Below are 26,228 nucleotides of genomic sequence, written 5' to 3'. Positions count from 1 at the left end.
AGTTACCGCCTATTTGGCAGGTTTCTTTTGGTCCGAGTCGACATCCATTTGGCAAAACAAAAATTCAGCTTCAATCAAGTCATAAAACGCTTCGCGGCCTGAGAGACCAACCGAAGCTGCGTATGATTCAAGATCATCAGGGACCTCTCGGTCAAGATGTGTTTCAAAATACCACATCAGCATCCGCAATCGATCGGCCCCTGCGTGAGAGCTTCCTGACGGTACACGAGAGCCGTATTCTGCTTTGCGCATCGCTCGGTCTCGCAAGTCTGAGTAACCACCCGACCGGCGCAGTTCTACCAGCAGCGTGGCACCGAGCTTGTCGGTGCGTTCAGAAATCATCCAGTCAATGCGGGAGGCATCGGCCAGCATTCCCTCGTAGCCGTCTGCGGTCAGATCGTTCATTTCGAGCCAGCGCATCAGATCTGCGTGTTGGGACAAGCCCTCTTTGGTCCGATGGGCCGACATTTGCTTAACCAGTGCATCGCGATCTGGTTGTTGATCGCGCCTTTTCGCCTCGTCTCGAGCCAGAAGGCTGAGGGTGGCGCGATCTCGCAAAGTTGCGAAGAGATCGGGTTGCAGCCGAATTTCGTTCAACACGGCATCATTGACTGCGCGATCAGAACTTGGCTCAGCATCAATACGCGCGCGCAGGCTCTGCCACATTAGCGAGCGCTCAGTTCGAACTGCGAATGGACCGCCAGAAGCGCTTTCCTCCAGATGTTGAGACATCCGAACCAGCATCGCGCGCGCATCATCGCCTTTGGCATCCACACGCCCAACAGGCAGCCAATCGATAAACTCGTTCATCCCGGGCAATTTTTGCATCGAATGCCCGATATCTTTCCAGATACGGTCGCGATAGTTCAGGGCTTTTGCTACGCGCAGCACTTCTGTCGCGGTCTCGTGCGGTAGCACGCCTTCGTCGCATGCGCGATCCACTGTCGCCCTGATCGAAACCATCGGTTCGCTCAACGGCATAAACCCAAGCTCGACCGGACCGTGTAACACTGCGACTTCATCATCATCAGTCAGCGTGCCGTTGTAGTACTCTTCATAGATGCGACCGACCCCGATCATTCCGAAATCGGCAAGTTCCGCAGCACGCAAGGCCCCCATGCTGGCGCTGCCAAACACTGGAATGCCCTGCTCCATCGCCCAGAGGATTTCTTTGTGCCAGACAGAAGGTACCCCTTCAAAGAAGCCATCAATGATCCCGATCGCGCGCGGGTTTTCCCGAGCGACGCGGTACACGTCACCCTGCCTTACTGGTGGCAAAACTGTTGCGTCCAGAAGCTCGGAAACCGCATCAGCCGTTAAGGTCGGGCCTGCAAACACAAATACGGTCATATTGCCTGCCCCATCACGCGCTGTGCCCGAGGACCGGGTATATAATCAGGTTCGTCATGCGGTGCTTCCAGGCCTGGTACAACAGCCCGGATAACCGCGATGTCGTATTCGGTTCGGGACAGGTCCACTGTCACAACCTGAGAGATTCCAACAGCCGACAGGCGCGTTAACAACAGGTTGAGGTCATCTTCGAATGAAGAGGTCACATGGGTCGGGCAATCACGGAACGACTTTGCAGGTTGGGCCTGATCAATCAGCTCGCGAACATAGCGGCATCGATCGTTCTGTGCGGCATCCGTAAATTCCTCGGGGTCCAGATCATCGCGCGCACCGGAGATATAGGTCAGTCGGGTTTGTGCCGCTTCTGTCAGTGCACGCAACAATGCAATCGCGCGATCAGGGTGGCACCCGTCGCCAATGCCGATATGTCCCGATTTGCCATCAGCTTCGCATATCACACAACGGAAACTGGCGATGCCTATGTCGGATGTTGTATCCCAGACTCCCAACTCCAGATCCGCAGCCTCGATCTGTTCCATCGCCTGAATACATCGTTGGTCGTCAACGCTGTTGGGATCCAGACGCTCAGTCGCAGGTTGATGGTTCCATAAGGTCGTGGCATCACGTTCGATCAGTTCGCATATGGCGTGGCAGCTCGCCTCGATTTTGCAGTTCCCCGAAGCCAGCCCATTGGTTGTTCTGGGAAAGGCCGCCTGCCCTCCCATCGGGGCCGAAGTGTAGTCCGTATCGACCATTTCAAGTGGAACCCAGCACGGACGGTAAGCACTCAGGTCCTCGCCCTCAACCCAGACCGTGTTGCGATCAGGATCGAACCGACCACCAGACACACGAGGTAGAGCATAGGCATCAACCACATGTTCTTTTTCAATTATATCGTTATATCGGGCAAGGCGTTGCGGCAGATCCACCTGCTCTGCGTGCCATGACTCAATGGCTTCCATGACGCCCGAAGCTTCAGCCGCGCGCAGAGACAAACCCTTGCCGAGCGACACCGCAACCGAGCGCGAGTTTGGTCTTGCAACCATCACAGTGGGTAATCCAACCCTGTCCAGCCCGGTCAGATTTGCGATGCGTGTGATCCCCATCTCTTTGAGAAAGGGCCTGACGATTTCGAGGGTTTGTTCCGGGTCGCGTAATCGGTGCGTATCAAGCACATAGTGCTTTCGTGAAGTTTCTGGCATTTGCCGGCCTTACAAATTCATAGCATTACGGCCTTCGTGGTGCGCCTTAAACGCGTGTCGGGCCAAAAAAATTTGCGCAAGAATGCGAAATGGAATTGGATTGGTCAACAGTGGTGGATACCTGCCGGTTTCAACCCTATGGCCTCATGTCAATCTGTAGAAGTCACTTTTATAATCAGATTTGATTATTGTAACTTCAGAAATTTAATATGAATAGTTTATCAAAAACCCGATCTTGCAATTGACAGGTATACCATTCCGTCGCATCTAGCTGATGGAAAGCCACTTGGGCCGGGCTTGAATCTAAGCGTCAAAACAAGCAGCTGCAACAAATCAACAACTTCGTATCGGCTCCGCCAAGGCGAGAGGTATTGCACCATGCATGCCTTGTCATCGCGCGTGATCAAACAGGTTCGAGAATGGCAAAAAAAGACTGCACCGGAAAAAGTTCGAAAGCTGCTGGCGGTTGGGGGGCCCTGAAAAGCGTGGGGCGCCAGCTGATGGGCAGTGGGAAGCCATTGTCAGGTGCCAAAACAATGCTCAAGGCCAACCAGCCCGATGGGTTTGATTGCCCTGGTTGCGCCTGGGGCGACCCCGAGCATGGGTCATCCTTTGAATTCTGTGAAAATGGCGTCAAAGCAGTGGCTTGGGAGGCTACCAAGGCCCGTGTCACGCCCGAATTCTTTGCCAGACACACAGTTACAGAGCTGCGTAGCTGGACCGACTATGATTTGGAGCATCAGGGTCGTTTGACACATCCAGTGCGCTACAGCCCTGCGACCGACAAGTACGAGCAGGTAGACTGGGAAACCGCGTTTGCTGAAATCGGTGCAGCGCTGAACGCATTGGACGATCCGAACCGTGCTGAATTCTACACGTCAGGACGTGCAAGCAATGAGGCCGCCTTTCTATACCAGATGTTCGTGCGCCTTTACGGCACAAACAACTTCCCGGATTGCTCGAACATGTGTCATGAGGCGAGCGGTGTCGCGCTGACCGAGGCAATCGGGATCGGTAAAGGTACAGTCCTGTTGGAGGACTTTGAAAAGGCAGACGCTATCTTTGTGGTGGGTCAGAACCCGGGAACCAACCATCCAAGGATGCTCGCTGATCTGCGTAAGGCCACCTTGCGCGGAGCGCGTGTTGTTGTCTTCAACACCCTCAAGGAGAAAGGCCTGCACCGATTTGCCGATCCTCAGAACAAGCTTGAGATGATCCGGGGTCGCTCCGAAGCGACCTCAACTGATTACTATCGGCCACGGCTCGGTGGCGACATGGCAATCTTCCGCGGCATGGCCAAGATTGTTTTCGCCGCTGACGATGCCTCTTTGGCCGAGGGTCGACCGTCTGTTCTGGATCATGACTTCATTACAGAACATGCCCACGGATTTGACGCCTACCGCGCCCTGGTCGAAAGCACGTCTTGGGAAACCATCGAGGAACAATCTGGTCTGAGCCGTTCCCAGATCGAAGAAGCCGCAGAAATTTACATGTCCTCGGATAAGGTGATCACCACCTGGGCCATGGGTGTGACGCAGCACAAGCATTCGGTTCAGACGATCCGCGAGATTGCCAGCTTTATGTTCTTGCGCGGAAATATCGGACGACCTGGTGCTGGTTTGTGTCCGGTACGTGGCCATTCGAATGTACAAGGCGACCGCACCGTTGGAATCAATGAAAAGGCCCCTGCCTCGTTGCTGGACGCGATGGAGCGGGAATTGGGCGTTCCCATGCCGCGTGATCCGGGTCACAACGTATTGCATGCCATTGGCGCGATGCTGAACGGTCAGGCCAAGGCGTTTATTGGATTGGGCGGCAACTTTGCCCGCGCCACGCCTGATAGCCAACTGATTGCACAGGCTTTGGGCAATCTGGATCTGACCGTCAATGTGGCCACCAAGCTGAACCACGGTCATTTGTTGCCGGGTAAAGCCTCTTACATCCTTCCCTGCCTTGGACGGACTGAGATTGATCGCAACTCGCAAGGTGCGCGCCAGATCGTGACGGTCGAAGATTCGATGTCGATGGTGCATGGTTCGGGTGGGATTAACTTGCCTGCATCCAAAGAACTAAGGTCCGAGGTCGGGATCGTCGCTGGTATCGCCAAGGCAACCGTGGGCAGCGATGTGGTCGATTGGGATTTACTTGCAGATGACAACGACAAGATCCGTGATCTGATCGCGCGTGTCCTGCCCGCTTTTGGTAACTACAACGAGGCCGTCCGCAAGCCGCGCGGTTTCCACCTGTACAACAGTGCTGCTGCGCGGGATTGGAAGACCCCAACGGGGCGAGCAAACTTCTCGGACGCTGATCTGCCGGATCAGACCGAGTGGCAACGGGCCAAAAGCGACGATCAGACTTTCGTGTTGCAGACTTTCCGCTCACACGACCAGTACAACACGACTGTCTATGGAATGGATGATCGTTACAGGGGCGTTTATGGTGAGCGTCAGGTGGTGTTCATGCATCCTAAGGATGTCGCGCTGCTGGGAGCTGAAGCTGGTGATCGGGTGGATGTCATCGGTTGTCATGATGACGGAGTCGATCGTGTCGCCGAAAACTTCCGCCTTGTTCCTTACGACATCCCAAGGGGTTGCGTTGCTGGCTACTATCCGGAATTGAACGTTCTGGTTCCCTATCAGGCGTTTGGAGACAAGAGCTTCACCCCTGCCTCCAAGTCCGTCATGGTCCGTTTTCGGCTGCTGGAGAAATAGGGATGGAAGACGTGATGATGAAAACCGTCACCAATCTTATGGCAAAAAGCCCAGAACACCTGAGCCCGATCGGAGCCGGAGTTCTGGTCGCCGCGCATTTTGGAGTTTCCAGCGACAGCCGTAGCTGTGCGTCCAAACTTGGCGTCGCGCACGCGCTAGTCCTGCGTGAGTGCGTGATGCTTGCTGAAGAGCACCAGCTGATAAGTCTTGAGAACCGAGAAGAGCGTTCACAGCGCTTGTTCTATTCTCTGACCGCGCAAGGACATGATCTACTGGCGAAGGTGCACTGAAGATGACGGTGCCATTCCGTGACAGCCCCAAAATGCAATATGAAGCCTCTGTGCGGATGTCTTCATCCAGTATCGGGACTGGTGTTGAGATATCGCGTGAACTGGCACAGGAGACACCGGTTGCTCTGGTGTTCAACGGCACGACGACAGCAGTGATGATGGCGTCGCCTTCCGACATACAGGACTTTGCCTATGGATTTGCGCTGACCGAAGGATTCATCTCTGATCCCGATGAGATTGTGGATTTTGAGCAGGTTGCCCATGAGGCAGGTATAGAAGCTCGCTATTGGCTAAAAGGCGATGCGTCCGAAAAACTGGGAAGACGTCGCAGGGCGTCAATGGGGCCGGTGGGTTGTGGGCTGTGCGGGATCGACAGTTTGGAACAGGCTGTTCGGAGTATTGCACCTGTTTCGGGCATCCGATTGCAGATCGATGCAGCAGACATTGCATCGGCAACAGGTCAGCTTCGGGATAATCAGGCGTTGCATGATCGTACCAAATCAGCCCATGCGGCCGGATTTCTCGTTCCGGGGAAAGGCATCGTGATGGCTCGCGAAGATATAGGTCGGCACAACGCCGTGGATAAACTGCTGGGTGCGCTGATCCTCAATGACACAGATCCAGGACAGGGTGCTGTTGTTGTCACCTCGCGTGTGTCTGTCGAACTGATCCAGAAGACCACTGCTCTTGGATGTTCCATGCTAATCGCCGTATCGGCTCCGACGGCGTTTGCAGTCAAGCTTGCGCAACAATCGGGGATGACGCTGGTCGCAAATGCGAAGAGAGCTGATTGTGAAGTGTTCACCCACGCTCACCGCATCAAGACGTAATCCAGAAATACCTACTAAGGTATGGCTTTTTTACCGATCATCCCGGCCAGTTTTTCCGCGATCATAATAACGGGCGAAGCGGTGTTGCCTGAGACTATTTTTGGCATCACGGAAGCATCTGCCACACGAACCCCTTCCAAGCCGTGTACGCGCAACTGCGGATCAACGACGGCCATTGGATCCGTTCCCATCTTGCAGGTGCCTACTGGATGAAAAATCGTGGTGGCGATGTCACCGACCGCCTCGACTAGCTCTGCATCGCTTTGAAACTTGGGACCGGGCAGGATCTCTTCAGGCTGATACGGCTCAAGCGCCTTTGCTGTCATGATCTTGCGTGCCTGCTTGACCGATTTGACCGCGATAGCTTGATCCCGCGAGGCTGAGAGGTAGTTGAGCCGGATATCAGGCTGGATATCACAATCCTGGGTCGTGATATGGCTGCTGCCGATACTGTCCGGACGCAGATTGCAGACTGAAACTGTGATTGCAGGGAACGGATGCAGCGGATCACCCAGCTTGTCGGTCGACAATGGCTGAATGTGGTATTCAAGATCCGGCGTTTCCATAGAAGGGTCCGATTTGGTGAACATGCCAAACTGGCTCGGGGCCATGGACATCGGTCCTGACTGCGTCAGCCCGTATTGCAGCGCGATCCGAGCCTTTCCCAACAGGCTATTGGCGATTGTGTTCAGTGTCTTGGCATTTTGCACTCGAAACACGGTACGTATCTGCAGATGGTCCTGAAGGTTTTCGCCAACTCCGGCGCTTTCATGCCGGACTGGGATGCCCAGATCGGTCAACAGATCGCCTCGCCCGATACCGGACATTTCGAGTATTTTGGGCGAATTGATTGACCCGGCTGCCAGAAGCACTTCACCATTGGTCATCGCGTCCAGAACCTTGCCCCTGTGACGAAAGCGAACGCCTCGGACAGTTTTACCGTCAAGGATCAGATGCTCGGTCATCGCTTCGGTCAGGACGCGCAGGTTCGGACGCTTCATCGCTGGTCGCAGAAAGCCCTTAGCAGTATTCCAACGCACACCATTGTTCTGGTTGACCTCGAAGAATCCCGAACCTTCGTTGTTGCCATCATTGAAGTCATCACGTGGAAGAATGCCAAACTCTTTTGCACCGTCCTGCACTGCCTGCAGGATATCCCAGCTCAGTTTTTGTTTCTGGACTTTCCATTCACCACCGCTGCGATGCATCTCGCTGTCACCGGCATGGTGATCTTCGGACTTCAGGAAATAAGGCAGCACATCATCCCAGCCCCAGCCTGTGTTCCCAAGCTGCCGCCAGTGGTCATAATCCGCCGCCTGCCCGCGCATATAGATCATGCCATTGACTGAACTGCAGCCGCCCAACACTTTGCCGCGTGGATAAGTCAATGAGCGGCCGTTCAGGCCGGCCTCGGGCGCGGTCTTCATCATCCAGTCGGTACGGGGATTTCCGATGCAATAAAGATAGCCGACCGGGATATGCACCCAGTGATAATTGTCGGACTTTCCCGCCTCCAGCAGCAGGACACGGGTTTTGGGGTCTTCTGTGAGCCGGTTCGCCAGTACGCATCCGGCTGTACCCGCACCCACGATAATATAATCATAGTCGCCATCTAGGCGCGCTGCATCCTTCATATGACGTCTCAGCATCTTCTTTTCAGGCTCATGATCTGTGCCCGAAACTGGCAAAGCCTGATCATAGGGATTTGTGTTGGTCAGTGCGGTTTGTCTGCGCTGCCTTCAGACTAAACAGCAGGTTTACTGAATACGCCAGCCCCTAAGGTTTGGCGTATAAACAATTTTTCCCACAGCGGAGAATTCTGAGACCAGCCCGACAAGGTGATCAGGCAGAAGCACCCTTGAGACGAATGGCGCAACCCAAGCTGCCTGCGATGACGCCAACGATAATTGCAATCACCAGCTCCATCGTTTCGATCTGGTCGAATCTCCAACCTGAGAAGACAAGCGTTTCGACAACACCAACCAGCCCACCCATCAGCGCGCCCAGCCACAGGCGTCGTGTCATCATGCCAAGTGCCAGCCCGAGGATGCCGGGAAGGCTCAGGATATTGCCGCCGATTGTTCCAAGTATTTCAAGCATCTTATCACCTGTTTCCTATTCCGAGCGACTGTCGAGGAAAGACTGAATTGCAGTGCCATCTACCGAGGCTTCAGCACGTATTGCATTCGGGTCATCGAAGCTCAGCGATCCGACCACATTCTGGTACTCTTCAAGGTAACCGGGTGGCAGGCTGTGAGCGATACCCTGGTGGCAATCGATGCAGGTCATGTTGTTGTCAATTGCACGCTGATGTTCGGACGCGGCGCGTGTCTCCTGAAGGGTAAAGTCCATGTAGTCGAAGTTGTGGCAGTTCCGGCATTCGCGGCTGTCAGAGGCTTTCATCTTCTTCCAAACAGCGGCTGCCATCTGCAAACGGTGATCCTCGTACTTTTCGGGCGTACTGATCGTGCCTGCCAGTTCGTGGTAGACATCTTTGACCGCCATAATCTTGGCTTTGATCTTGTGGTTCCATTCTTTCGGAACGTGGCAATCGGAACAGATGGCCCGCACGCCTGAATGGTTGTTGTAGTGGATCGTTTCGCGGTACTCGCCAAGATTGGTTTCCATCGTGTGGCACGACACACAGAATTCTTCGGTATTGGTCAGTTCCAGTGTCCAGTGGAATCCACCCCAGAACAGGATACCGCCCAGAAAGCCTGCAATCAGCAGAAAGCCGGTGCTGAACAGGGCTGCGGGTGTCCAGAACCAGGTCCAGATGCGGCGAAGCCAGCCATGATTTTCAGGAGAGTCTGCCATTTCGGTGCTCCTTTCAGACGTGCGCTAGGTTAGTTGCCGGAAGAAGGCTGAAAGACGTTGTCAATCAGCGCTGGCGCATCTGCCTGAGGCACATGGCATTGATTGCAGAAGTACCGTGTACCTGCGACCCGATCCAATTCGACACCGTCACGATCCAGATAGTGGGTCATGGACAAGGTGGGGGCATTTCGCTCACCTGCTTTGGTCCAGTCATGACAGGACAGGCACTGGTTGGTCCGCAGGTCAATTTGGTATTGTTCCACCTTGTGCGGGATCAGCGGCGGCTGTTGGCGATAGTTACGCTGCATCCGCCCTTCGACATTGCGGTGAACCTGGTCAAGGGCGACAGGTTCGTCGATATCTGCACCGCGCAGAGAATCCACCTGCGAACCGGTAGATTGCGCAAGAGCGATACCCGCAGCGGCAGTCAGTGCCGCGGCAGCGAGGGCGCTGAATATGGCGTTCTTGTTCATGAGAAACTCCGTTGTTTGCTCAGGCGGCGCGACTGGCCCCGGATTTCGATAAAGGTTTCGAACGGGCCACGCGTCCTGGCGCTGAGGCCGTATCGAAACGGTGAGAGAATTTGAAAACGTCAACCGCGCAGACGTCGATGCAACGTCCGCAATTGGTACAGTCCGGTGACAGGATCAGGGGTGTATCAGCGGTCTTTCCACGCAACGCTGGTGAGATCACATGCATCTCGGGGCAGACCGCAAAGCAATCCATGCAATCGTCACAAGCCGCTCGGTTGACCGCGCTGACACGTAACAACGCCTTCTGGCCTAAAAGACCGTAGAATGCGCCTACGGGGCAGATATGGCCGCACCAGCCTCGGCGCGAGACAAAGACATCGAAAACAAAGACAACCAGCACAAAAGTCCAGGCGGAACCAATCCCGAAGATGAGACCCCGATGCAACATCGAGATCGGATTGATGACTTCCCACGCGATTGTTCCGGTTGCCGCGGAAACCAGCAACACGGTTCCCAAGATCCAGTAGCGGGTGGTTCGTTTCGGCTGCCAACCTTTTTGCATGCCCAATTTGTCGTGCACCCAGTGTGCGCCGTCTGTAATCGGATTGATCGGGCACACCCAGCTGCAATAAACCCGCCCACCGATTATTGCGTAGACACCACCGACAATCAGAGCGCCGATGAGGGCAGTCATCTCTGGCCAATGCTGAGCAAACATTCCTTGCAATAGAACGAAGGGGTCAGTCAGCGGCAGCGTTTCAAAGGTTAAAGAACCGGTGAGATTGCCCTTGACCCACCAGATGCCGAACCAGGGGCCTAACAGGAAGAGTCCGAGAAACGTAAGTTGGGCAAGGCGGCGCAATATGAGATACTTGTGCGCCCCCATCCAGCCCTTGGCTTCAATGGCCTCCTGTCCAACTGGCAGATGCACCGTGCCACTCATTGACCGACACTCCCCGTATCGGGCAGCGAGAAGCTGGGGGTGAAGCCGCCTTCCATTGAGGGATCAGGCAGTGCTTCCGTCCCGTTTATGTATCCGCCGGGTGCGGCGAGGTTGTCAGTTCCGGGCCCAGGCAGTCTGTCCGGCAGGTCAATCAACTCGTCGACCAATGGGTCGCGGTCTTCCCATCCAAGTTTGTAGTGATCAGCTGCCTCGGCCATGGCAATTCGGCGCGGCAGGACCTTGATTGCGGATTCTCCGGGCAGAACACAGGATTTTTCGCATTTTCCACAGCCTGTACAGGCGTCCGAATGGACCACCGGCATGAAAATGGCGTGATGGCCCGAGCGTTCGTTATGGCGACGCTCAAGTGTAATGGCTTCGTCGATAACCGGGCAGACCCGATAGCAGACGTCACAGCGCAGCCCCAAAGCGTTCAGGCATCTTTCCTGATCAATCAGAACGGCCAGTCCCATGTCGGCGTCATCAATATTGGTCAGTGATGGATCGAGAGCACCGGTCGGACAAGCGACGACGCAGGGAATATCCTCGCACATTTCACAAGGCACATCGCGGGCCGTGAAATACGGCGTCCCCGTGGCCGGTCCATCAACTCCCAGTTCCGCCAGCTTCAAAGTGTCATAGGGGCAATCGCGGACACACAGACCACATCGAATGCAGGCGGCCAGAAACTTGTCTTCATCCAATGCCCCGGGTGGCCGTATCGCCTGCGCCGGCAGGGCCCGGGCATCAAGCGACAGGTAGGCAAGAAAACTGCCCGCCACTGCACAACCCGCCGTGACCCGCGCTGTATCCTGAAGGAAACGGCGCCGGTTCACGGGACTTGATGTTGTGACGTTAGCGGGCATCTGGCTTGCTTACATTCTAAATGGTTGTGTCAGGCGCGTTCGACCTTGCAGGCACATTTCTTGAAGTCCGTCTCTTTCGAGATCGGGCAAGTTGCGTCCAACGTCAGCTTGTTGGTCAGCTGGCCTTCATCGAACCATGGGAAGAACACCACGCCTTTGGGCATCTTGTTACGCCCGCGGGTCTCAACCCGCGACAGCACATCACCGCGTCGCGTTGATACGTTGATCTCTTGCCCACGCCGCAGACCGCGCTCTTTCGCGTCTTCGGGGTGCATGAAGACTACTGCAGCAGGGAACGAACGGTGCAGTTCCGGGACACGACGGGTCATTGAACCCGAATGCCAGTGTTCCAGGACGCGACCTGTAACCAGCCACAGATCATATTCTTCATCCGGAACCTCCGGCGCCGGTTCGTATGGCGCGAAGATGATGCTCGCTTTGCCGTCCGGCTTGCCGTAGAATTTTACCCCTTCACCTTCTTTTACATAGGGGTCGTACCCTTCGCGGAAGCGGTAGAGAGTCTCCTTGCCGTCAACCACGGGCCAGCGCATCCCGCGTGCCTGGTGGTAAACGTCGAAATCAGCCAGATCATGCGCCTTGCCGCGTCCAAACGAGGCGTATTCCTCGAACAGACCCTTCTGGACATAAAACCCGAAATGATTGGCTTCCTGATTGTTGAAACCTTCGGCGGTATCCGACAGCGGGTATTTGTTGACCTTGCCGTTTTCGTAAAGAATTTCGTACAGGGTCTTTCCGCGGTACTCGGGCATCTGGGCGATCAGCTCTTCGGGCCAGACATCCTCGACCTTGAAGCGTTTCGAAAACTCCATCACCTGCCAGACATCCGAGCGAGCCTCACCCGGTGCATCGACTTGCTGGCGCCAGAACTGGGTGCGGCGTTCAGCGTTGCCATAGGCACCTTCTTTTTCAACCCACATTGCCGTGGGCAGGATCAGGTCGGCTGCCAGCGCGGTAACCGTGGGATAAGGATCAGAGACCGTGATGAAGTTATCCGGGTTGCGATAGCCCGGCCATCCTTCTTCATTGATGTTAGGAGCGGCCTGCATGTTGTTGGTGCACTGAACCCAGTGACAATTCAGATCGCCGTCCTTCAACCTGCGGTGTTGTTCCACCGCGTGGTAGCCGGGTTTGGGCGGGATAGTCCCTGCAGGCAGCAGCCACTTGTCTTCAGCGATCTCGCGATGCTTTTCGTTGGCCACGACCATGTCTGCAGGCAGGCGGTGCGCAAAGGTGCCCACTTCGCGCGCAGTGCCACATGCCGATGGCTGACCAGTCAGCGAGAACGGTGAGTTGCCTGGCTCGGAGATCTTACCCATCAACAGATGCACATTGTACATAAGCGAGTTCACCCACGACCCGCGGGTGTGTTGGTTAAAGCCCATGGTCCACAGGCTCATGATCTTGCGGTCGGGGTCGGCGTATTGCTGAGCCAGACGCTCCAGCTGTGCAGCGGGCACGCCAGACAGCTCGGACACGTATTCCAGCGTATAGGGTGCTACATATTCCTTGTAGGCTTCGAAATCGATCTGTTCGAGTTTGCCGTGCTTGCCCTCGTGGGCTGGATTGGCCGCTGCCTGTTCCAGTTCATGCTCAGGACGCAGGCCATAGCCGATGTCGGTGGCCGTTTTTGTGAAGTTGACGTTCTTGTTGACGAAATCCCAGTTCACCGCATCGTTCTGAATGATGTAGTTGGCGATGTAGTTGAGGATTGCCAGATCGGTTTGCGGCACAAATATCATGCCGTTGTCGGCCAGCTCGAATGAGCGGTGTTCGAAAGTCGAAAGCACATGCACTTCGGCACCCGGTTTGGTCAGACGGGTGTCAGTCAGCCGCGACCAAAGGATCGGGTGCATCTCGGCCATGTTCGAACCCCACAGCACGAACGTGTCGGCATGTTCGAAGTCGTCATAGCAGCCCATCGGCTCGTCGATGCCGAATGTGCGCATGAAGCCGGCCACAGCTGATGCCATGCAATGGCGTGCGTTCGGGTCGATATTGTTCGAACGCAGACCGGCCTTCATGAATTTTGCGGCTGCGTAGCCTTCCCAGACGGTCCATTGCCCTGAACCAAACATCGAAACCGCGGTTGGGCCTTTTTCCTTGATGGAGGCCTTCCATTTCTCGGCCATCACGTCGAAGGCTTCGTCCCAGCTCACCGGTTCGAACTCACCATTCTTGTCGTAGGCTCCGTTTGACTTGCGCAGTAACGGAGTGGTCAGACGGTCGGACCCGTACATGATCTTGGACAAGAAATAGCCCTTGATGCAGTTCAGGCCGCGGTTCACCGGCGCCTCGGGGTCGCCCTGGGTGGCCACAACGCGACCGTCTTTTACACCGACAAGAACAGAACAACCCGTGCCGCAGAAGCGACAGGCTGCTTTGTCCCAGCGAATGTCTGGAGCCCCGATCTGAGCAGAAGCACTCTGAGGCAGGGTGATACCGGCGGCCGAAGCCGTTGCAGCGGCAGCGGTCGCCTTAAGGAACGAGCGGCGGGACGTTGGCAGAGTCATGGCTATTTTCTCCCGTTCAGGCAGAGGGTTGCGAATGAGCTTCGTTCTCGGTCGGAAGCTCTTCGAAATGGTGGTAAGTCAGGGTGACAGTCAGCACGCCGGGGATCTGGTGCATATCCATAATCTGATCAGATGCCCGCGTTGTTTCGGTGTCTTCGACGGTGACGACAATGCGCCCGTTTTCACAGGCGTGAACCTCACAGCCTTCGGCCGCATTTATGGATTTGATCACGCTGTCAGTCGTTTCGGGCATCGCGTGGACAAGGCAGCCGCAAATGTTCAGCATGTCTGTGCCTCCGTTGTTTCAAGCATTTGGACCATTTGGATGGCACCTACTGGGCAAGGCGCGACGCAGCCGCCACAACCCGTGCAGGAGGTTTCATCGATTTGTGGCTCGGCTCGGCCCTGCGTCATCAATCGGAACCGGATGGCTGACTCATCGCAATGGTCCTCGCAACTGCGACACTGCACACCATTCTTGGCGAGGCAGGTGTCGGTGGTATCCGCACGCCAGTGCCAGGGTTGAGATTCCTCCAACGCGCCTGTCTGGCAAGCATCAATGCAATCACTGCAGAAAGTGCAGGCGCCTTTGTTGAAATCGACGACCGGCGATCCGTCCGGGGCCGATAAGATGATGCCTTCCGGGCAGGCCCGTACACAGTCACCACAGTTTGAGCAGATCTCAGAAAAGCGAGAATCCTCGACCGCCCCAAATGGCCTTAGGGCGGGTCGGTTGATTTCTGCGGGCGACGAGAATCTTCCCCGCAAAAAACTGCGTCGAGTGGCTTGGGGCGTCATGATGCGCGCGTCCTAGCTTACAAAGTTACTTTCCTTGCGTTCAGCAGCCTATTTGTTTTTTTGGATCTCAGACTTGATTTATATCATGTTTGACCAGTTAGTCTTGGAATTATATTATTCATATATGTTATGCACTTACCAAGTATTGCGAGCGCGATAAGCGAAAGGCACCGCCATCGAAACGATGAAACTACATTCTGGATCGCTGTGTGAGAAATGCGGTTTTGGAGTTTCACCACAACCTTGGTTGGTGTCTTGCCTGAAGCCCTGATGACAACATCTATCCTGAGGTCAAAGCAGAAGCTTGAACCCTGAATTGGCCCCAACATGAACCATGTTACCAGGGGTCTTCCACTGGTAATTCGTACCTTGGTGGATTGACCCAGACGCATCGTTGCAGCGGCTACTGCCACTGGAATTAGGGATTGCGGAATAGGGCCATATTATTTAGCAGCAAACTCTATAGCATCATTTGAGCATGACGGAAGCATTCCTATAAGCGATTGGCATGCTTACAGCGGAAGGACCACTTCCTCGCAGTCAGCGTCAAACGCCGTAGAATGAGAAATTTGCATGTCGATCAAAGATACCCTGCTATTCTACCTGCTTTCAGCTGCTTCCAAATGCAGCCCTCCTCTATCCTCACGAACGGCAAGGCGATTTCGCAATTCGGCTAAGAAGCGTGATCCGAAACGGGGCTGGAATACTCAAGGCCAATCACAGCGGCAAAGTTTCGAAACAATCGGTCGGTCTGACGAGTTTGTACCCTTCAACCCACCTGCAGCGGCTGAGCCGGCCGTCAAAGCAATCGCACATTACTTGCCCCAATTTCACCCATTCAAGGAAAACGATGAATGGTGGGGTAAAGGTTTTACCGAGTGGACCAACGTCGGAAAGGCGGTCCCAAACTATCCGGGCCATTACCAGCCGCATTGTCCAATTCACCTGGGGTATTATGATCTGCGATTGCCTGAGATCATGGTCGAGCAGGCACAGATGGCCAAAGCCTATGGGATAGGCGGATTTTCATACTATTTCTATTGGTTTGGCGGAAAGACCCTGTTGGAGCATCCGCTGGAGCAGATGCTTGCCAACCCCGACGTTGACATGCCCTTTTGTTTGACATGGGCAAACGAAAACTGGACCCGTCGTTGGGATGGGCGAGAACATGACGTATTGATCGGGCAGAATCATTCCATCGAGGACTCTGTGAATCTGCTGCGGCATGTGCGCAAATACATGGAAGATCCGCGCTATATTCGGATAGACGGAAAACCCGTATTTATTGTTTATCGCGCCAATATCATTCCCGATATCAGGGAAACAACGAAAGCCTGGCGAGAAGAAGCACGGCGTTGGGGTGAGCAGGGTCTCTATCTTATCGCAGCGCAGACCTTCGATATCGGCGACCCCGAAAAACTGGGCTTTGATGCCGCGATGGAGTTTCCGCCTCAACAGGTACAGCGTACTGATATCACCGACGAAATGGGCGTCTACAATCCTGAGTTTACAGGTATGATCATGGATTACGAAGCGGTGGTGGAAGCCCAAATCCAAAAACCGGAACCGGATTACAAGCTGTTCCGATCTTCTACGCTGTCATGGGATAATACCGCACGCAATCAGGATGCACCCCGTATCATGGGTCGATTTTCCATCGACGCATACAAGCGCTGGACGGCACAGTTGTGCAATCAGGTTCTGGCACGGGACAAATACAGCACTGACGAAAAAATCGTTTTCATCAATGCTTGGAATGAGTGGGCCGAGGGAACTCACCTGGAACCGGATCAGCGTTACGGGTTTGCCTATCTTCAGGCGACCTATGATGCGCTACCGAAAAAGGACGGATAGGCCCCCATCAGGGGTTGGAGCAGAGCAAATTCTGCGCAGCCGGTGCCCTGCAAATAATACAGGGTCAACTGCGCCGGCATCCCTGCGCTCTGGAAGCAATACGTTGCTAAGAAAAAGGATGCTCGACATATCGAGAGCTAACTGGTGTTCGCAGGCATCGTTCCAGTGATACCGTGAACCACAATGCAGGGAAACTGGGGGCTCAAAGCATGCACTCTCAATCGATTTCTCCGTTTTCGGACATGAGAATCGCGATTGGGCGTGTTGACTGGATCTGAGACAGGATGATCATCACGACCGCGGTCAGAGGTGCGGCCAGGATTGTGCCTGCCAGTCCCCACATGGCGGTCCAGATTGCCAGCGAGAACAAAACCATGAACCCGCTCAGGTTCACGGAATTGCCAACCAGCCGTGGCTCCAGCACGTTGCCGACAAACAGCTGTGCCGCCATCAGCGCCACAAATGCAATCCCGGCATGCCAGAGGTCAGTGAACTGCACCAGGCTCAGCATGACCGGAAACAGCACGCCCAGGATGGATCCGAGGTATGGAATATAGTTCAAAAGCCCGATCAGGATGGCCCAGAACAACGCAAACTCGATCCCCAAAAGAAGCATGATCACGAATGAGATCGTCGCCAGGATGACATTGATCAGTGTTTTAGCGCTCAGATAGCTGCCGATTTTCTGGTTGATCTGGCCAACTATTTTCAGCGACCGGCCCGCGGTTTCCGCGTTGCCAAAAGCTTGCTGTACCTTTGCTGGCATACCATCCAGATCGGTCAGGATGAACACCATGTAGAGGATGGCCATGAACAGGATTGTGCCAAAACCCTGCACGGTGGTCAGTGCCCCTTGCAGGAATCCCATGACATCAATTTTGTCCGAAATGGTTTTCTCGATCGTGGACCAGTCCGGCAGTTTCTCGACACCCAGAGAACCCATGACGGTTTCGACTAACGTGTTCAGGTTGCTTTGATAGCGCGGCATGTTCTCAGCAACTGCCTGGGCGTTTGCCTCAATGAACATGGCCATCAGGAAAACGATCAGGAATATCGTCAGCAGGGCAAGCAAGCGCCGCAGCCGACGCGGTATGCCACGCAACCCAGGAACGCGACCAACCGCCGAAGCGGTGGAATCCAGAACATAGATGCCGATGATGCCCAGAAGCACCGGTAGCAGGATGCTCTTTCCAAGAACCAACAGCCAGCCCACCAACACTGCGATGATTAGGCCAGCGGCCAGTTTTGTCACATCAAACTGTAGCATGTCCGTATTCTCTGTCTGTTCCTGCCTTCGTGTCTGACGCGTTAACAACGTATCGTCAACTTGAGCCCACTAAACCGTGCGACTCCGACAATCACGGCCAGCTAACCAACAACGCTTCTGGCGTTAGGATCGGTGACGCGTACCCACAGCAGGGGGCTTTTCCACCCCACCCGCAAAACACTGAGCGATCGACATCCACTCCGTCGCTATTGCACCTTCCACTTTCAGGGAAGTGTCCCCGATGTTGCGTGTCTGAGCCGAGACCTGGGCAAACTCGACGGCAGAGCCTGTAATCCTGTTTTCACCCGGCTCACCAAACTCCCAAAGTTTCCCTGATGGTGCGGTCAACTCCAATCGCGGCATCGCATCAGGAACGGGTCGACCATTGACCTTATAGGCCCAACCAAAAGTGTTCACACACAACACAACGACGTTCCTGATACGATCATGCTCGCTGCGCACAAGACCCAGAATGTCGAACACTTCCTGACCGTGTGCCCAGGTCTCCATCTGCCGGGCAGTAATTGAGGAACGTACCGACATATCCGGACCCGCCCATTTCACCCTGTGCTTGGGATCGAGATCCACCCAGCGTGCACCAATGTCGGCATAAAGCGACCGCCAGGCCGCGCGCAATTCTGCCCCGCGTTCTGAGATCACCTCATTCTCTGCCGCGCGCAGGCCTTCAACCTTGGCCTTGGCGAACAATGCCCCAATTCGGGCGGTAAAGGCGTCAGGATCGTTAAGGGACAGGTCAGCCATTTGGTTCCAATAGTGCAGATGCACGAGAACATCGTTCAGCGTCCATCCCTTGAATTGGGTTACAGTTTCCCATTGGTTGCCTGATACATCTGCCAAAACCGCATGCAAAGCGTTGCTTTCTTCCAGAAAATCCATTGCCTGTTGCACTGCTTAGCCCTCCAACGTTGAATTCAGACGGTCGATAGCGGCCAGATAATCCTGCTTAAATTCCTGAACGACTGCCGTAGCCGAGGTTACCTGGTTCATCAGACCGACCCCCTGTCCGACCCAGTAAGTTGAGAGCTTCTCCGCCCCCTCATGTCCGGACTGCGCCAGTTTCTCGACCTTGCGCAAAGCCGGTTCTGAAACCAGCGACTGATAGGGCATCGCAAGTGGATCCGGCCCATCAGCCTCCCACGCATCCGTCCAAGTGGATTCGAGTTGGCGGGAATGCTTGCCGGTGCGTGAACGGCTCCGCACGGTGTCGGCCGATGTCGCTGCCAGCATCTTGTCCTTGATCTGCTGTGGAGGCTCGCCCTCGGCGGTTGTCAACCAGACCGAGCCGCACCAGGCGCCCGCAGCGCCCATTGCAATTCCTGCGGCCATCTGCGCGCCATTCACAATACCCCCCGCCGCCAGCACAGGGGTGCCGTTCGCCACCGAGACGACCTCGGGCACCAAAACCATGGTCGACACTTCCCCGCAATGCCCACCAGCTTCACCACCGGCAGCTACAAGGATATCAACACCTGCAGCCACCTGCAGTTCTGCATGCTTTTTCGAACCAACCAGCGCGGCGACCGGTACACCAGCAGCCTGTGCGCGCTCCATCATGATTGGCGGAGGCGTCCCCAGTGCATTGGCGATCAGCTTGATCGGATATGAAAACACGATGTCCAGAATGGCTTCGGCACCGGTGGCGTTCATGTTGTCGGAAAGGTGCATCATATCGAGGCGGGCGTCGTCCAAACCGTCAAGACCAACACCGTGATCGTTTAGCAGGGTATTGGCGAACTGCTTGTGTGTCTCCGGCAGAGCGGCAAGCAGGTCTTGCCCGCTGAGGGCCGGATCGCCCTGTTTCTGCATCGACGTCGGAACGATCAAATCCACACCATAAGGTTTGCCGCCGCAATGTGCGTCGATCCAATCCAATTCAGCCCTCAACTTGTCCGGTGGCGTCAAGACCGCCCCGAAAACGCCCATGCCGCCCGAGCGCGATACTGCCGCCACAACATCCCGGCAATGGCTGAACGCAAACAGCGGGAACTCGATCCCAAGTCGACGGCACAGATCGGAATTCATCTAGGTCTCCTCAATCTCGATCATCACATCGCCCGAGGTTAGCTGCTGACCCGTTTCGACGTGGACCGCGGTGATCACACCGTCTACGGCCGCCGTGATTTGATGCTGCATTTTCATCGCTTCCAGAACAGCCAGCCGGTCGCCCTTGGCCACGTTCTGGCCGGCTTCCGCGTTCAATTCGATTAGCAAACCCGGCATAGGAGCGATTACGCGGCCCCCGGCTGTGGTTGCTTCGTCAACAGCACCGGGGCGCAGACGTCGAAACTTCAGGCGCTCAGCACCGATGGCGTACTGGACCAAGTCGCGTGTCAGATGGGCCACAACATCTACGGTCTGGTCATTGATGCGCGCTCGGATATTGGAGTCCGAGCGGTCTACGACAGCAACATCGAACTTGTCTTCTCCAACCCAAACAGTCCAGCCTTCCGGATGCGCACAACCACGAGTGCTAAATTCATCCTCACCACACACCAGTTTTACGCTGAACGGCAAAAGGGCGGCGCTGGACCAGCCGAGCTGATCGCATGAGACGTAACCAGCCGCATCCTTAGCACGCGCTTGGTCGGCTTCGAGCATCAGGGCAAGTGCCAAAGCGGCGTCGCGCCCGCTGGTCTGATAAGCGGGGAAACCCTCGGGATAGATGCGATCAAGAAAGGTTGTTGTAGCATCGCCGCTGATGAAAGTGCCCTGCCCCAGCACATCCACAAGGAAGGCCGAATTCGTCACCGTTCCGAGTAACACGGATTCCTTTACTGCCCTGATCAGCCGCGCTCGCGCGGTTTCGCGGGTCGGTCCATGCGCGATGATTTTGGCCAGCATCGGGTCGTAGAACGGAGACACTTCCTGCCCGGTTTCAATGCCTGCGTCCACGCGCACTCCGGGTCCGGTCGCAGGCTTCCAGATGTCAATCGGACCCGTTACCGGCAGATAGCCGTTGACCGGATCCTCGGCATATAGGCGCACTTCCATCGCATGGCCATTCAGGGTCACATCCTCTTGCGAAACCGGAAGAGCTTCGCCCTGAGCGACCGCGATCTGCATTGCCACAAGATCAAGACCGGTGACCATTTCAGTCACCGGATGTTCCACCTGTAGGCGGGTGTTCATTTCGAGAAAATAAAATGCCCCTGAAGCATCCAGCAGGAATTCAACAGTGCCTGCTCCGCGATAGTTCACCGCGCGCGCAGCCTCAATGGCGACCGCGCCCATCTTTGCCCGCAATTCAGATGTCATCCCCGGGCAAGGAGCCTCTTCGACAACCTTCTGGTGACGGCGCTGAACCGAACAGTCCCGTTCGCCCAGATGGATCACATTTCCATGTGTGTCGGCAAAGACCTGAATTTCAACGTGGCGGGCGTCGGTAATCGCCTTTTCAAGGATCAGTTCACCAGAACCAAACGCATTTTCTGCCTCGGATCGCGCCAACGCGATTGCTGCGGGCAAAGCACCAGCGTCGTGAACCAGCCGCATCCCGCGCCCGCCGCCACCAGCTGCTGCCTTTACCATGATGGGAAATCCAATGTTGTCCGCGGCTTTGACCAAAACGGCTTCGGACTGATCATCGCCCTCATATCCCGGTACGCAAGGCACGCTTGCAGAGAGCATTAGCCGTTTGGCGTCAGCCTTGTCGCCCATCAACCTGATTGCTTCGGGGTCGGGACCGACAAAGATCAGTCCAGCGGCTTCAACCGATCTGGCAAACTCTGCGTTTTCAGACAGAAAGCCATACCCCGGATGGATCGCTCCAGCCGCCGTTTTTTCGGCAGCTGCGATGATCTTATCGCCCTTCAAATAACTTTCGCCAACGGGTCCGTCTCCGATCCAGACCGCCTCATCAGCAAGTTCAACATGCGGTGCCTTAGCATCCGCAGTCGTATAAACAGCTACTGTCCGAAGACCGAGCGATCGCGCGGTCCGGATGATGCGTGCGGCTATTTCCCCGCGATTGGCGATCAGAAGTGTATCGAATGCCATTGCTCAACCCCCTGCCCAATTGGGTTTGCGTTTGTTCAAAAAGGCCGAAATGCCCTCTTTTGCCTCGTCCGACAGCAAACGTTCGGCGAAACTCTTTGCTGCCATCTGCCGCTGCTGTTCCCGGGTTTGAAACGGCATCTCGTTCAATTGCCGTTTTATCGTGGCCATGGCTTGCGGCGCTGTCGATCGGATCATTGCCTGAACTTCTTCAATCGCGTTGTCCATCTCCTCAGGGGCGACAATCTGATCCACCAATCCCAGGCGTTTAGCCTCTTGCACATCAACCGTGGCCCCTGTCAGCATTAGTCGCCGCGCAGCGGGCATGCCCAGCCGTGTAACCACAAATGGTGCTATCTGCGCAGGAGTCAGTCCGATGCGTGTTTCGGACAGGCTGAACCGTGTGCCTTCGCTTGCGACAATCATATCCCCGATGCAGGTCAGTCCGAGTCCACCAGCCATTGCAGCGCCTTCAACAGCCATGACAGTAAACTGTGGCAGAGCAGCCACCGCGTCGAACAGATCGGCAGCCCGCAGGCTCAGGCGGACTATGTCATCTTGCGATGCCGGGCCGTCAAAGCTGGATTTGAAGGACTTCAGGTCGCCGCCGGCACAAAAAATTCCTCCGCGCCCGCGAAATGTTACACCTTGTATCGGTGCGTTTGGCAGCGCCGCGCACAAGTCGAGCAGGGCATCCACCCGCGCATTTGTCAGGGGGTTCCGGCGTTCAGGCTCGTTGAACCAGACGGTCAGCCAACTACCATCCTGTTCCAGCTCAAGATGTTGAGATTGTGGCAGCATGATCAGAACCTGTGAACACCGTAGCTGCTGGGTTTGACCTTTCGCGCGCGCGCCTCAAGGCAGGTTTCAAGACAGAATCCCAGTACGCGCCGCGTATCGCGTGGGTCGATGACACCGTGGTCGATACAACGGCCCGAAGTGTAAAACGCGTTCTCCTGCTTGGTGAAATGTGCCGTGATTGCTGCCTTCTGCGCCGCCAGTTTGTTTTCGTCAGGCTCGATCCCTTTTCGTTTGAACCCTGCCCGAGCGACCATCTCCATCGTACCGGCAGCCTGCTCACCCCCCATCACTCCGGTGGAAGCGTTTGGCCATGCGAACAGGAAATCCGGATCATAAGCGTATCCGCACATCCCATAGTTGCCCGCCCCAAAACTTGCGCCGATGTACAGTGTGATTTTGGGCACATCTACCGAGGTCACGGCCTGGATCATCTTGGCCCCGTGTTTGATCATACCACCCTGCTCGTATTGGGTGCCAACCATGAAGCCAGTTATATTGTTCAGGAAAATCAACGGAATGTTTGCCTGGCCACAAAGCTGGATGAACTGCGCGGCCTTGTTCGCACCGGCTGGGTCCAGCGGGCCATTGTTACCGAGGATGCCTACGGGGATACCGTTGATTGCAGCCTGCAAACAGACGGTTGCCGGACCGTAGTCCGGTTTAAAGTCTTCAAAATCCGAACCGTCCACGATACGTGCCACGACTTCGCGAACATCATAGGGAATGCGATAATCGGTTGGGACGACACCGGCGATCTCGTCCGGGTCGTATTTGGGCGGCTCTACCGTTTTATTGCGCCTCAGAGGCAGAGACTTGTTCCAATCCAGCCGCGCCATCACGTCTCGCGCCAATTCGACACCGTGCGCGTCATCTTCAGCCAGATACTCTACAAGCCCTGAGGTGGTGGCGTGCATCTCGCTCCCGCCCAGATCGCGATCATTAGCCTTCTCGCCGGTAGCTGCATAAACCAGCGCCGCACCAGCCAGAGCCGCCATACCGTTCTGCTTTACGCCCACCACATAATCGGCGAGCCCCGGCATATAAGCCCCGCCCGCGGTTGATGGTCCGTGCAACACAGCAACATTGGGAAGGCCAGCAGCTGAATGACGGGCCAGATTGCGGAATAGTTTTCCGCCGTTGGCCCAGAACTCGACCTTGTACTCCATCAGGTTCGCACCCGCGCTTTCGACCAGATGCACAAATGGCAGGTTCTGTTTATGCGCCATGTCTTGCGCGCTCAGGAATGCCACGCCTGACATCTCGACCATCGCGCCAGCTTTGATTCCGGCGTCGTCGACGATGATCATGCATCTGACACCGGAAATGAAACCGATCCCGATAATGAGCGATGCGCCCGGCACTGATTTCTCTGGATCGTTGCTGTCGACGCAATACCCCGCCAATCCGTGCAACTGCAAAAATGGCATCCCCGGATCCAACAGATGTGCAAGGCGATCGCGTGGGGTGATCTGACCACGGGCTTCCATCCGTTCGCGGCGTTGCTCGGACAAGGCCACGGGCCGCGCCTCAAGCGCGCGCATCTCATCGATCAGAGCCAGCATGTCGGCTCGGTTCTTTGCATAGGTTTCAGAGTCGCGGACGACCTGGCTTACAAAGCCCATCAGATACCTCCTTGCTCGGAATTGGCGATCAGCCGCGCCGGAATTCTGACCGGTGTGGCCAGCAGAAGCTGGGCGAAGCTTTTCCCTTGTGCATCGTTGCGCAGAGACGCGATGCCGCCTCCACCCAAAACTTCGTGCAGCAGAATGTTCATGGAATGTGTGCCGGGCAGATAAAATCGTTCAGCTTCGCCGGACAGATAATCAGAGAAAACGGCTGACACTTTTTCCTCTGTCAGCGCAGACCAGATATAAGGCATGTAGGCTGCGTGTCTTGCGATGACACCGATATTGGCCTTGTCACCTTTGTCCCCCGAACGCGCCCAGGCCAACTCCTCCAACGGACAAGACACCCAATCCATCACGTCCGCTTCTGCGGGTTCAGGAACTTCTCCTTTGATAGGTTTTGGTTCATTCGGAGTGATTTCAGATTGTTGATAGGGGATGTTTTTCCCTTCCAGGGTCACACGGTAGGAAAGCGTGATCGCGGGAACTAAAAATGAAAACAAGGCAACGACTGGCGAAGGTTTGGGGCGTCCTCCGCCAGTAAAGATGTGTAGACCCGGCGGAGCAGCCAGAGCTGCTCCAGTCATTTCGCGCAAAAACAGGCCCGCTGCGCGAGCATCATCGTGTTTTACGGCCGCCTTGAATGAAATCTCTTCGTAGTCACTGTCGCCGGGCCGCCCGCCATATGCTTCGAATGACACTTCCCGGTAGTCAGGGGCGCCCAAGCGATTCAGTATGGCCCGGGCACGATCAAGTCCGGCCTGCGCGAACACTTCGGCCTTTTGGCGAGCCTCGCGCCCGTTGATCAGGAAAGTCATCCCAACACGATAGCCATCAACCCAAGTTGCCGACACTTTGAGTTGTCCAGTTGGTGCGCACCCTCTGGCACCCGTCACCCCCACCCGGTCAGGCCCCGCCTGTTCCATCCTAACTTCTGAGAAATCGCAAACCACATCCGGCAGTATATACCCGCGCGGATCACCGATCTCATACAACATCTGCTCGCAAACAGATGCCGGTGTTACGCATCCGGTGGTGCCCTCGGGCTTGGTCAGGACCATCGAACCATCTGCGCTGATCTCGGCAACCGGATATCCGATCTGCGCGATATCGCCGGCCAGTTTCCAATCGGTGAAATTTCCACCTGTGGCCTGAGGGCCGCATTCCAGCAGGTGTCCCGCCAATGATCCTGCTGCCAGCAGATCATGATCACCCTGCCCCCACCCAAAGTGATGCATACAGGCCGCCAGCGTCAGGGCACTGTCAACACATCGCCCTGTAACGACGATATCCGCCCCAGCTTTCAACGCGGCCACTATCGGGCCGGCACCGATATAGGCGTTGATGGACGCGATCTTTTCGGCTGCGGGCATCGGAGTCCCGGAGAACATCTCGGTACGATCCGCAAACTCCGCCGCACGCGGCAGCAAATCATCACCTTCGACAACCGCTACCTTCAGGTTCAGCCCAAGCTCAGCAATTTCAGCGCGCAAGGCGTTGGCACAGGCCATAGGGTTGACGCCACCCGCGTTCGAAAGAACTTTCACGCCCAGTTCGTCGATCCGGCTCAGGTTTTGGGTCATGACCTCGGAAACAAAGTCCACAGCATATCCCTTTTCCGAATCCTTCAGGCGAGCACGCGCCATGATCGACATGGTGATTTCTGCCAGGTAGTCATAGACCAGAAAGTCCAGATCCGGATCGCGCAACAACTGCCGTGTGGCGTGGGGCGCATCACCCCAAAACCCGCTTGCCCCTCCGATCCGCAGAGAATGCTTCACGTAACGTCTCTCCCGCCTGTCGATGACTCCGTACTTTACAGACCGACTGTTCTGTTTTTATGATTTGTCGAT

At 55.7% G+C, this 26,228-nt stretch carries 22 protein-coding genes; 4 read left to right on the top strand and 18 right to left on the bottom strand.

The window, feature by feature from the left end:
* Nucleotides 1-9 precede the first annotated feature (9 nt).
* Both GOX61_RS18335 and GOX61_RS18330 read right to left on the bottom strand, forming a co-directional pair.
* On the bottom strand, nucleotides 10-1,350 hold the full coding sequence (locus GOX61_RS18335; protein WP_170336061.1) for a TfuA-like protein: 1,341 nt from the start codon (nucleotides 1,348-1,350) through the stop codon (nucleotides 10-12).
* A complete protein-coding gene (locus GOX61_RS18330; RefSeq protein ID WP_170336059.1) occupies nucleotides 1,347-2,552 on the bottom strand; it encodes a YcaO-like family protein in 1,206 nt (401 codons plus the stop codon). Before GOX61_RS18330 ends, GOX61_RS18335 begins: the two co-directional genes overlap by 4 nt.
* Nucleotides 2,553-2,971: 419 nt before the next feature.
* Between GOX61_RS18330 and GOX61_RS18325 the strand changes: the two genes are divergently transcribed.
* From GOX61_RS18325 to fdhD, 3 genes are read left to right on the top strand one after another with little or no spacing between them, the layout of a single operon-like run.
* Complete coding sequence (locus GOX61_RS18325) at nucleotides 2,972-5,266, top strand: FdhF/YdeP family oxidoreductase (RefSeq protein ID WP_170336057.1); 2,295 nt, start codon at nucleotides 2,972-2,974, stop codon at nucleotides 5,264-5,266.
* Nucleotides 5,267-5,268: 2 nt separating this feature from the next.
* Nucleotides 5,269-5,556, top strand: a complete 288-nt coding sequence (locus tag GOX61_RS18320) for a hypothetical protein (protein WP_170336055.1) — start codon at nucleotides 5,269-5,271, stop codon at nucleotides 5,554-5,556.
* 2 nt (nucleotides 5,557-5,558) lie between these two features.
* On the top strand, nucleotides 5,559-6,386 hold the full coding sequence (gene fdhD, locus GOX61_RS18315) for a formate dehydrogenase accessory sulfurtransferase FdhD (RefSeq protein WP_254436919.1): 828 nt from the start codon (nucleotides 5,559-5,561) through the stop codon (nucleotides 6,384-6,386).
* Nucleotides 6,387-6,400: 14 nt separating this feature from the next.
* Here the strand turns inward: fdhD and GOX61_RS18310 are convergent, their stop codons facing one another.
* From GOX61_RS18310 to napF, 9 genes are all read right to left on the bottom strand, one after another.
* A complete protein-coding gene (locus GOX61_RS18310) occupies nucleotides 6,401-8,035 on the bottom strand; it encodes a GMC family oxidoreductase (protein WP_254436918.1) in 1,635 nt (544 codons plus the stop codon).
* A gap of 193 nt (nucleotides 8,036-8,228) precedes the next feature.
* Nucleotides 8,229-8,486, bottom strand: a complete 258-nt coding sequence (locus tag GOX61_RS18305; RefSeq protein ID WP_170336051.1) for a hypothetical protein — start codon at nucleotides 8,484-8,486, stop codon at nucleotides 8,229-8,231.
* A gap of 15 nt (nucleotides 8,487-8,501) precedes the next feature.
* Nucleotides 8,502-9,203 (bottom strand): NapC/NirT family cytochrome c, encoded by a 702-nt coding sequence (locus GOX61_RS18300; protein ID WP_170336049.1) that lies wholly within the window; start codon nucleotides 9,201-9,203, stop codon nucleotides 8,502-8,504.
* Nucleotides 9,204-9,232: 29 nt separating this feature from the next.
* The gene (locus GOX61_RS18295; RefSeq protein WP_170336047.1) at nucleotides 9,233-9,676 is read right to left on the bottom strand and encodes a nitrate reductase cytochrome c-type subunit; all 444 of its coding nucleotides are present in this window, start codon (nucleotides 9,674-9,676) and stop codon (nucleotides 9,233-9,235) included.
* Nucleotides 9,677-9,695: 19 nt separating this feature from the next.
* Entirely contained in the window at nucleotides 9,696-10,619 is a 924-nt protein-coding gene (gene napH / locus GOX61_RS18290; protein ID WP_170336046.1) for a quinol dehydrogenase ferredoxin subunit NapH, read from the bottom strand.
* A complete protein-coding gene (gene napG, locus GOX61_RS18285) occupies nucleotides 10,616-11,485 on the bottom strand; it encodes a ferredoxin-type protein NapG (RefSeq protein WP_170336044.1) in 870 nt (289 codons plus the stop codon). Before napG ends, napH begins: the two co-directional genes overlap by 4 nt.
* Nucleotides 11,486-11,514: 29 nt before the next feature.
* The gene (gene napA, locus GOX61_RS18280; protein WP_155147695.1) at nucleotides 11,515-14,016 is read right to left on the bottom strand and encodes a nitrate reductase catalytic subunit NapA; all 2,502 of its coding nucleotides are present in this window, start codon (nucleotides 14,014-14,016) and stop codon (nucleotides 11,515-11,517) included.
* Between the two features lie 16 nt (nucleotides 14,017-14,032).
* Entirely contained in the window at nucleotides 14,033-14,302 is a 270-nt protein-coding gene (locus GOX61_RS18275) for a chaperone NapD (protein ID WP_170336042.1), read from the bottom strand.
* Complete coding sequence (napF, locus tag GOX61_RS18270; protein ID WP_170336039.1) at nucleotides 14,296-14,814, bottom strand: ferredoxin-type protein NapF; 519 nt, start codon at nucleotides 14,812-14,814, stop codon at nucleotides 14,296-14,298. Before napF ends, GOX61_RS18275 begins: the two co-directional genes overlap by 7 nt.
* Nucleotides 14,815-15,633: 819 nt before the next feature.
* Here napF and GOX61_RS18265 point away from each other — a divergent pair.
* Nucleotides 15,634-16,668, top strand: a complete 1,035-nt coding sequence (locus tag GOX61_RS18265) for a glycosyltransferase WbsX family protein (RefSeq protein WP_217353923.1) — start codon at nucleotides 15,634-15,636, stop codon at nucleotides 16,666-16,668.
* Between the two features lie 217 nt (nucleotides 16,669-16,885).
* On the opposite strand, the gene GOX61_RS18260 is transcribed toward GOX61_RS18265, so the two are convergent.
* The 7 genes from GOX61_RS18260 to GOX61_RS18230 form a co-directional block, all read right to left on the bottom strand.
* Complete coding sequence (locus GOX61_RS18260; protein WP_170336036.1) at nucleotides 16,886-17,935, bottom strand: AI-2E family transporter; 1,050 nt, start codon at nucleotides 17,933-17,935, stop codon at nucleotides 16,886-16,888.
* A 123-nt stretch (nucleotides 17,936-18,058) separates the two neighbouring features.
* Nucleotides 18,059-18,844, bottom strand: coding sequence for a TIGR03084 family metal-binding protein (locus GOX61_RS18255; RefSeq protein WP_170336034.1), 786 nt, complete (start codon nucleotides 18,842-18,844; stop codon nucleotides 18,059-18,061).
* A 3-nt stretch (nucleotides 18,845-18,847) separates the two neighbouring features.
* On the bottom strand, nucleotides 18,848-19,978 hold the full coding sequence (locus GOX61_RS18250) for a nitronate monooxygenase (protein ID WP_170336032.1): 1,131 nt from the start codon (nucleotides 19,976-19,978) through the stop codon (nucleotides 18,848-18,850).
* Nucleotides 19,979-21,952: an acetyl/propionyl/methylcrotonyl-CoA carboxylase subunit alpha gene (locus GOX61_RS18245; protein WP_170336029.1), complete on the bottom strand. Its 1,974-nt coding sequence runs from the start codon at nucleotides 21,950-21,952 to the stop codon at nucleotides 19,979-19,981.
* Nucleotides 21,953-21,955: 3 nt separating this feature from the next.
* Complete coding sequence (locus GOX61_RS18240; RefSeq protein ID WP_170336027.1) at nucleotides 21,956-22,750, bottom strand: enoyl-CoA hydratase/isomerase family protein; 795 nt, start codon at nucleotides 22,748-22,750, stop codon at nucleotides 21,956-21,958.
* A gap of 2 nt (nucleotides 22,751-22,752) precedes the next feature.
* The gene (locus tag GOX61_RS18235; RefSeq protein ID WP_170336025.1) at nucleotides 22,753-24,372 is read right to left on the bottom strand and encodes an acyl-CoA carboxylase subunit beta; all 1,620 of its coding nucleotides are present in this window, start codon (nucleotides 24,370-24,372) and stop codon (nucleotides 22,753-22,755) included.
* On the bottom strand, nucleotides 24,372-26,156 hold the full coding sequence (locus GOX61_RS18230) for an acyclic terpene utilization AtuA family protein (protein WP_170336023.1): 1,785 nt from the start codon (nucleotides 26,154-26,156) through the stop codon (nucleotides 24,372-24,374). The genes GOX61_RS18235 and GOX61_RS18230 overlap by 1 nt, the downstream gene beginning before the upstream one ends.
* Between the last annotated feature and the right edge of the window lie 72 nt (nucleotides 26,157-26,228).

Source organism: Ruegeria arenilitoris (genome assembly GCF_013030265.1).
GTDB classification, from domain to species: domain Bacteria; phylum Pseudomonadota; class Alphaproteobacteria; order Rhodobacterales; family Rhodobacteraceae; genus Ruegeria; species Ruegeria arenilitoris_E.
Note: the sequence above shows the minus strand (reverse complement) of the source record. Positions and strands in the feature narration are given on the sequence as shown.

Excerpts from the sequence above, each read along its gene's own strand:
- GOX61_RS18335 (WP_170336061.1), bottom strand. The coding sequence starts at position 1,350 with ATGACCGTATTTGTGTTTGCAGGCCCGACCTTAACGGCTGATGCGGTT.
- GOX61_RS18330 (WP_170336059.1), bottom strand. The coding sequence starts at position 2,552 with ATGCCAGAAACTTCACGAAAGCACTATGTGCTTGATACGCACCGATTA.
- GOX61_RS18325 (WP_170336057.1), top strand. The coding sequence starts at position 2,972 with ATGGCAAAAAAAGACTGCACCGGAAAAAGTTCGAAAGCTGCTGGCGGT.
- GOX61_RS18320 (WP_170336055.1), top strand. The coding sequence starts at position 5,269 with ATGGAAGACGTGATGATGAAAACCGTCACCAATCTTATGGCAAAAAGC.
- fdhD (WP_254436919.1), top strand. The coding sequence starts at position 5,559 with ATGACGGTGCCATTCCGTGACAGCCCCAAAATGCAATATGAAGCCTCT.
- GOX61_RS18310 (WP_254436918.1), bottom strand. The coding sequence starts at position 8,035 with ATGCTGAGACGTCATATGAAGGATGCAGCGCGCCTAGATGGCGACTAT.
- GOX61_RS18305 (WP_170336051.1), bottom strand. The coding sequence starts at position 8,486 with ATGCTTGAAATACTTGGAACAATCGGCGGCAATATCCTGAGCCTTCCC.
- GOX61_RS18300 (WP_170336049.1), bottom strand. The coding sequence starts at position 9,203 with ATGGCAGACTCTCCTGAAAATCATGGCTGGCTTCGCCGCATCTGGACC.
- GOX61_RS18295 (WP_170336047.1), bottom strand. The coding sequence starts at position 9,676 with ATGAACAAGAACGCCATATTCAGCGCCCTCGCTGCCGCGGCACTGACT.
- napH (WP_170336046.1), bottom strand. The coding sequence starts at position 10,619 with ATGAGTGGCACGGTGCATCTGCCAGTTGGACAGGAGGCCATTGAAGCC.
- napG (WP_170336044.1), bottom strand. The coding sequence starts at position 11,485 with ATGCCCGCTAACGTCACAACATCAAGTCCCGTGAACCGGCGCCGTTTC.
- napA (WP_155147695.1), bottom strand. The coding sequence starts at position 14,016 with ATGACTCTGCCAACGTCCCGCCGCTCGTTCCTTAAGGCGACCGCTGCC.
- GOX61_RS18275 (WP_170336042.1), bottom strand. The coding sequence starts at position 14,302 with ATGCTGAACATTTGCGGCTGCCTTGTCCACGCGATGCCCGAAACGACT.
- napF (WP_170336039.1), bottom strand. The coding sequence starts at position 14,814 with ATGACGCCCCAAGCCACTCGACGCAGTTTTTTGCGGGGAAGATTCTCG.
- GOX61_RS18260 (WP_170336036.1), bottom strand. The coding sequence starts at position 17,935 with ATGCTACAGTTTGATGTGACAAAACTGGCCGCTGGCCTAATCATCGCA.
- GOX61_RS18250 (WP_170336032.1), bottom strand. The coding sequence starts at position 19,978 with ATGAATTCCGATCTGTGCCGTCGACTTGGGATCGAGTTCCCGCTGTTT.
- GOX61_RS18245 (WP_170336029.1), bottom strand. The coding sequence starts at position 21,952 with ATGGCATTCGATACACTTCTGATCGCCAATCGCGGGGAAATAGCCGCA.
- GOX61_RS18240 (WP_170336027.1), bottom strand. The coding sequence starts at position 22,750 with ATGCTGCCACAATCTCAACATCTTGAGCTGGAACAGGATGGTAGTTGG.
- GOX61_RS18235 (WP_170336025.1), bottom strand. The coding sequence starts at position 24,372 with ATGGGCTTTGTAAGCCAGGTCGTCCGCGACTCTGAAACCTATGCAAAG.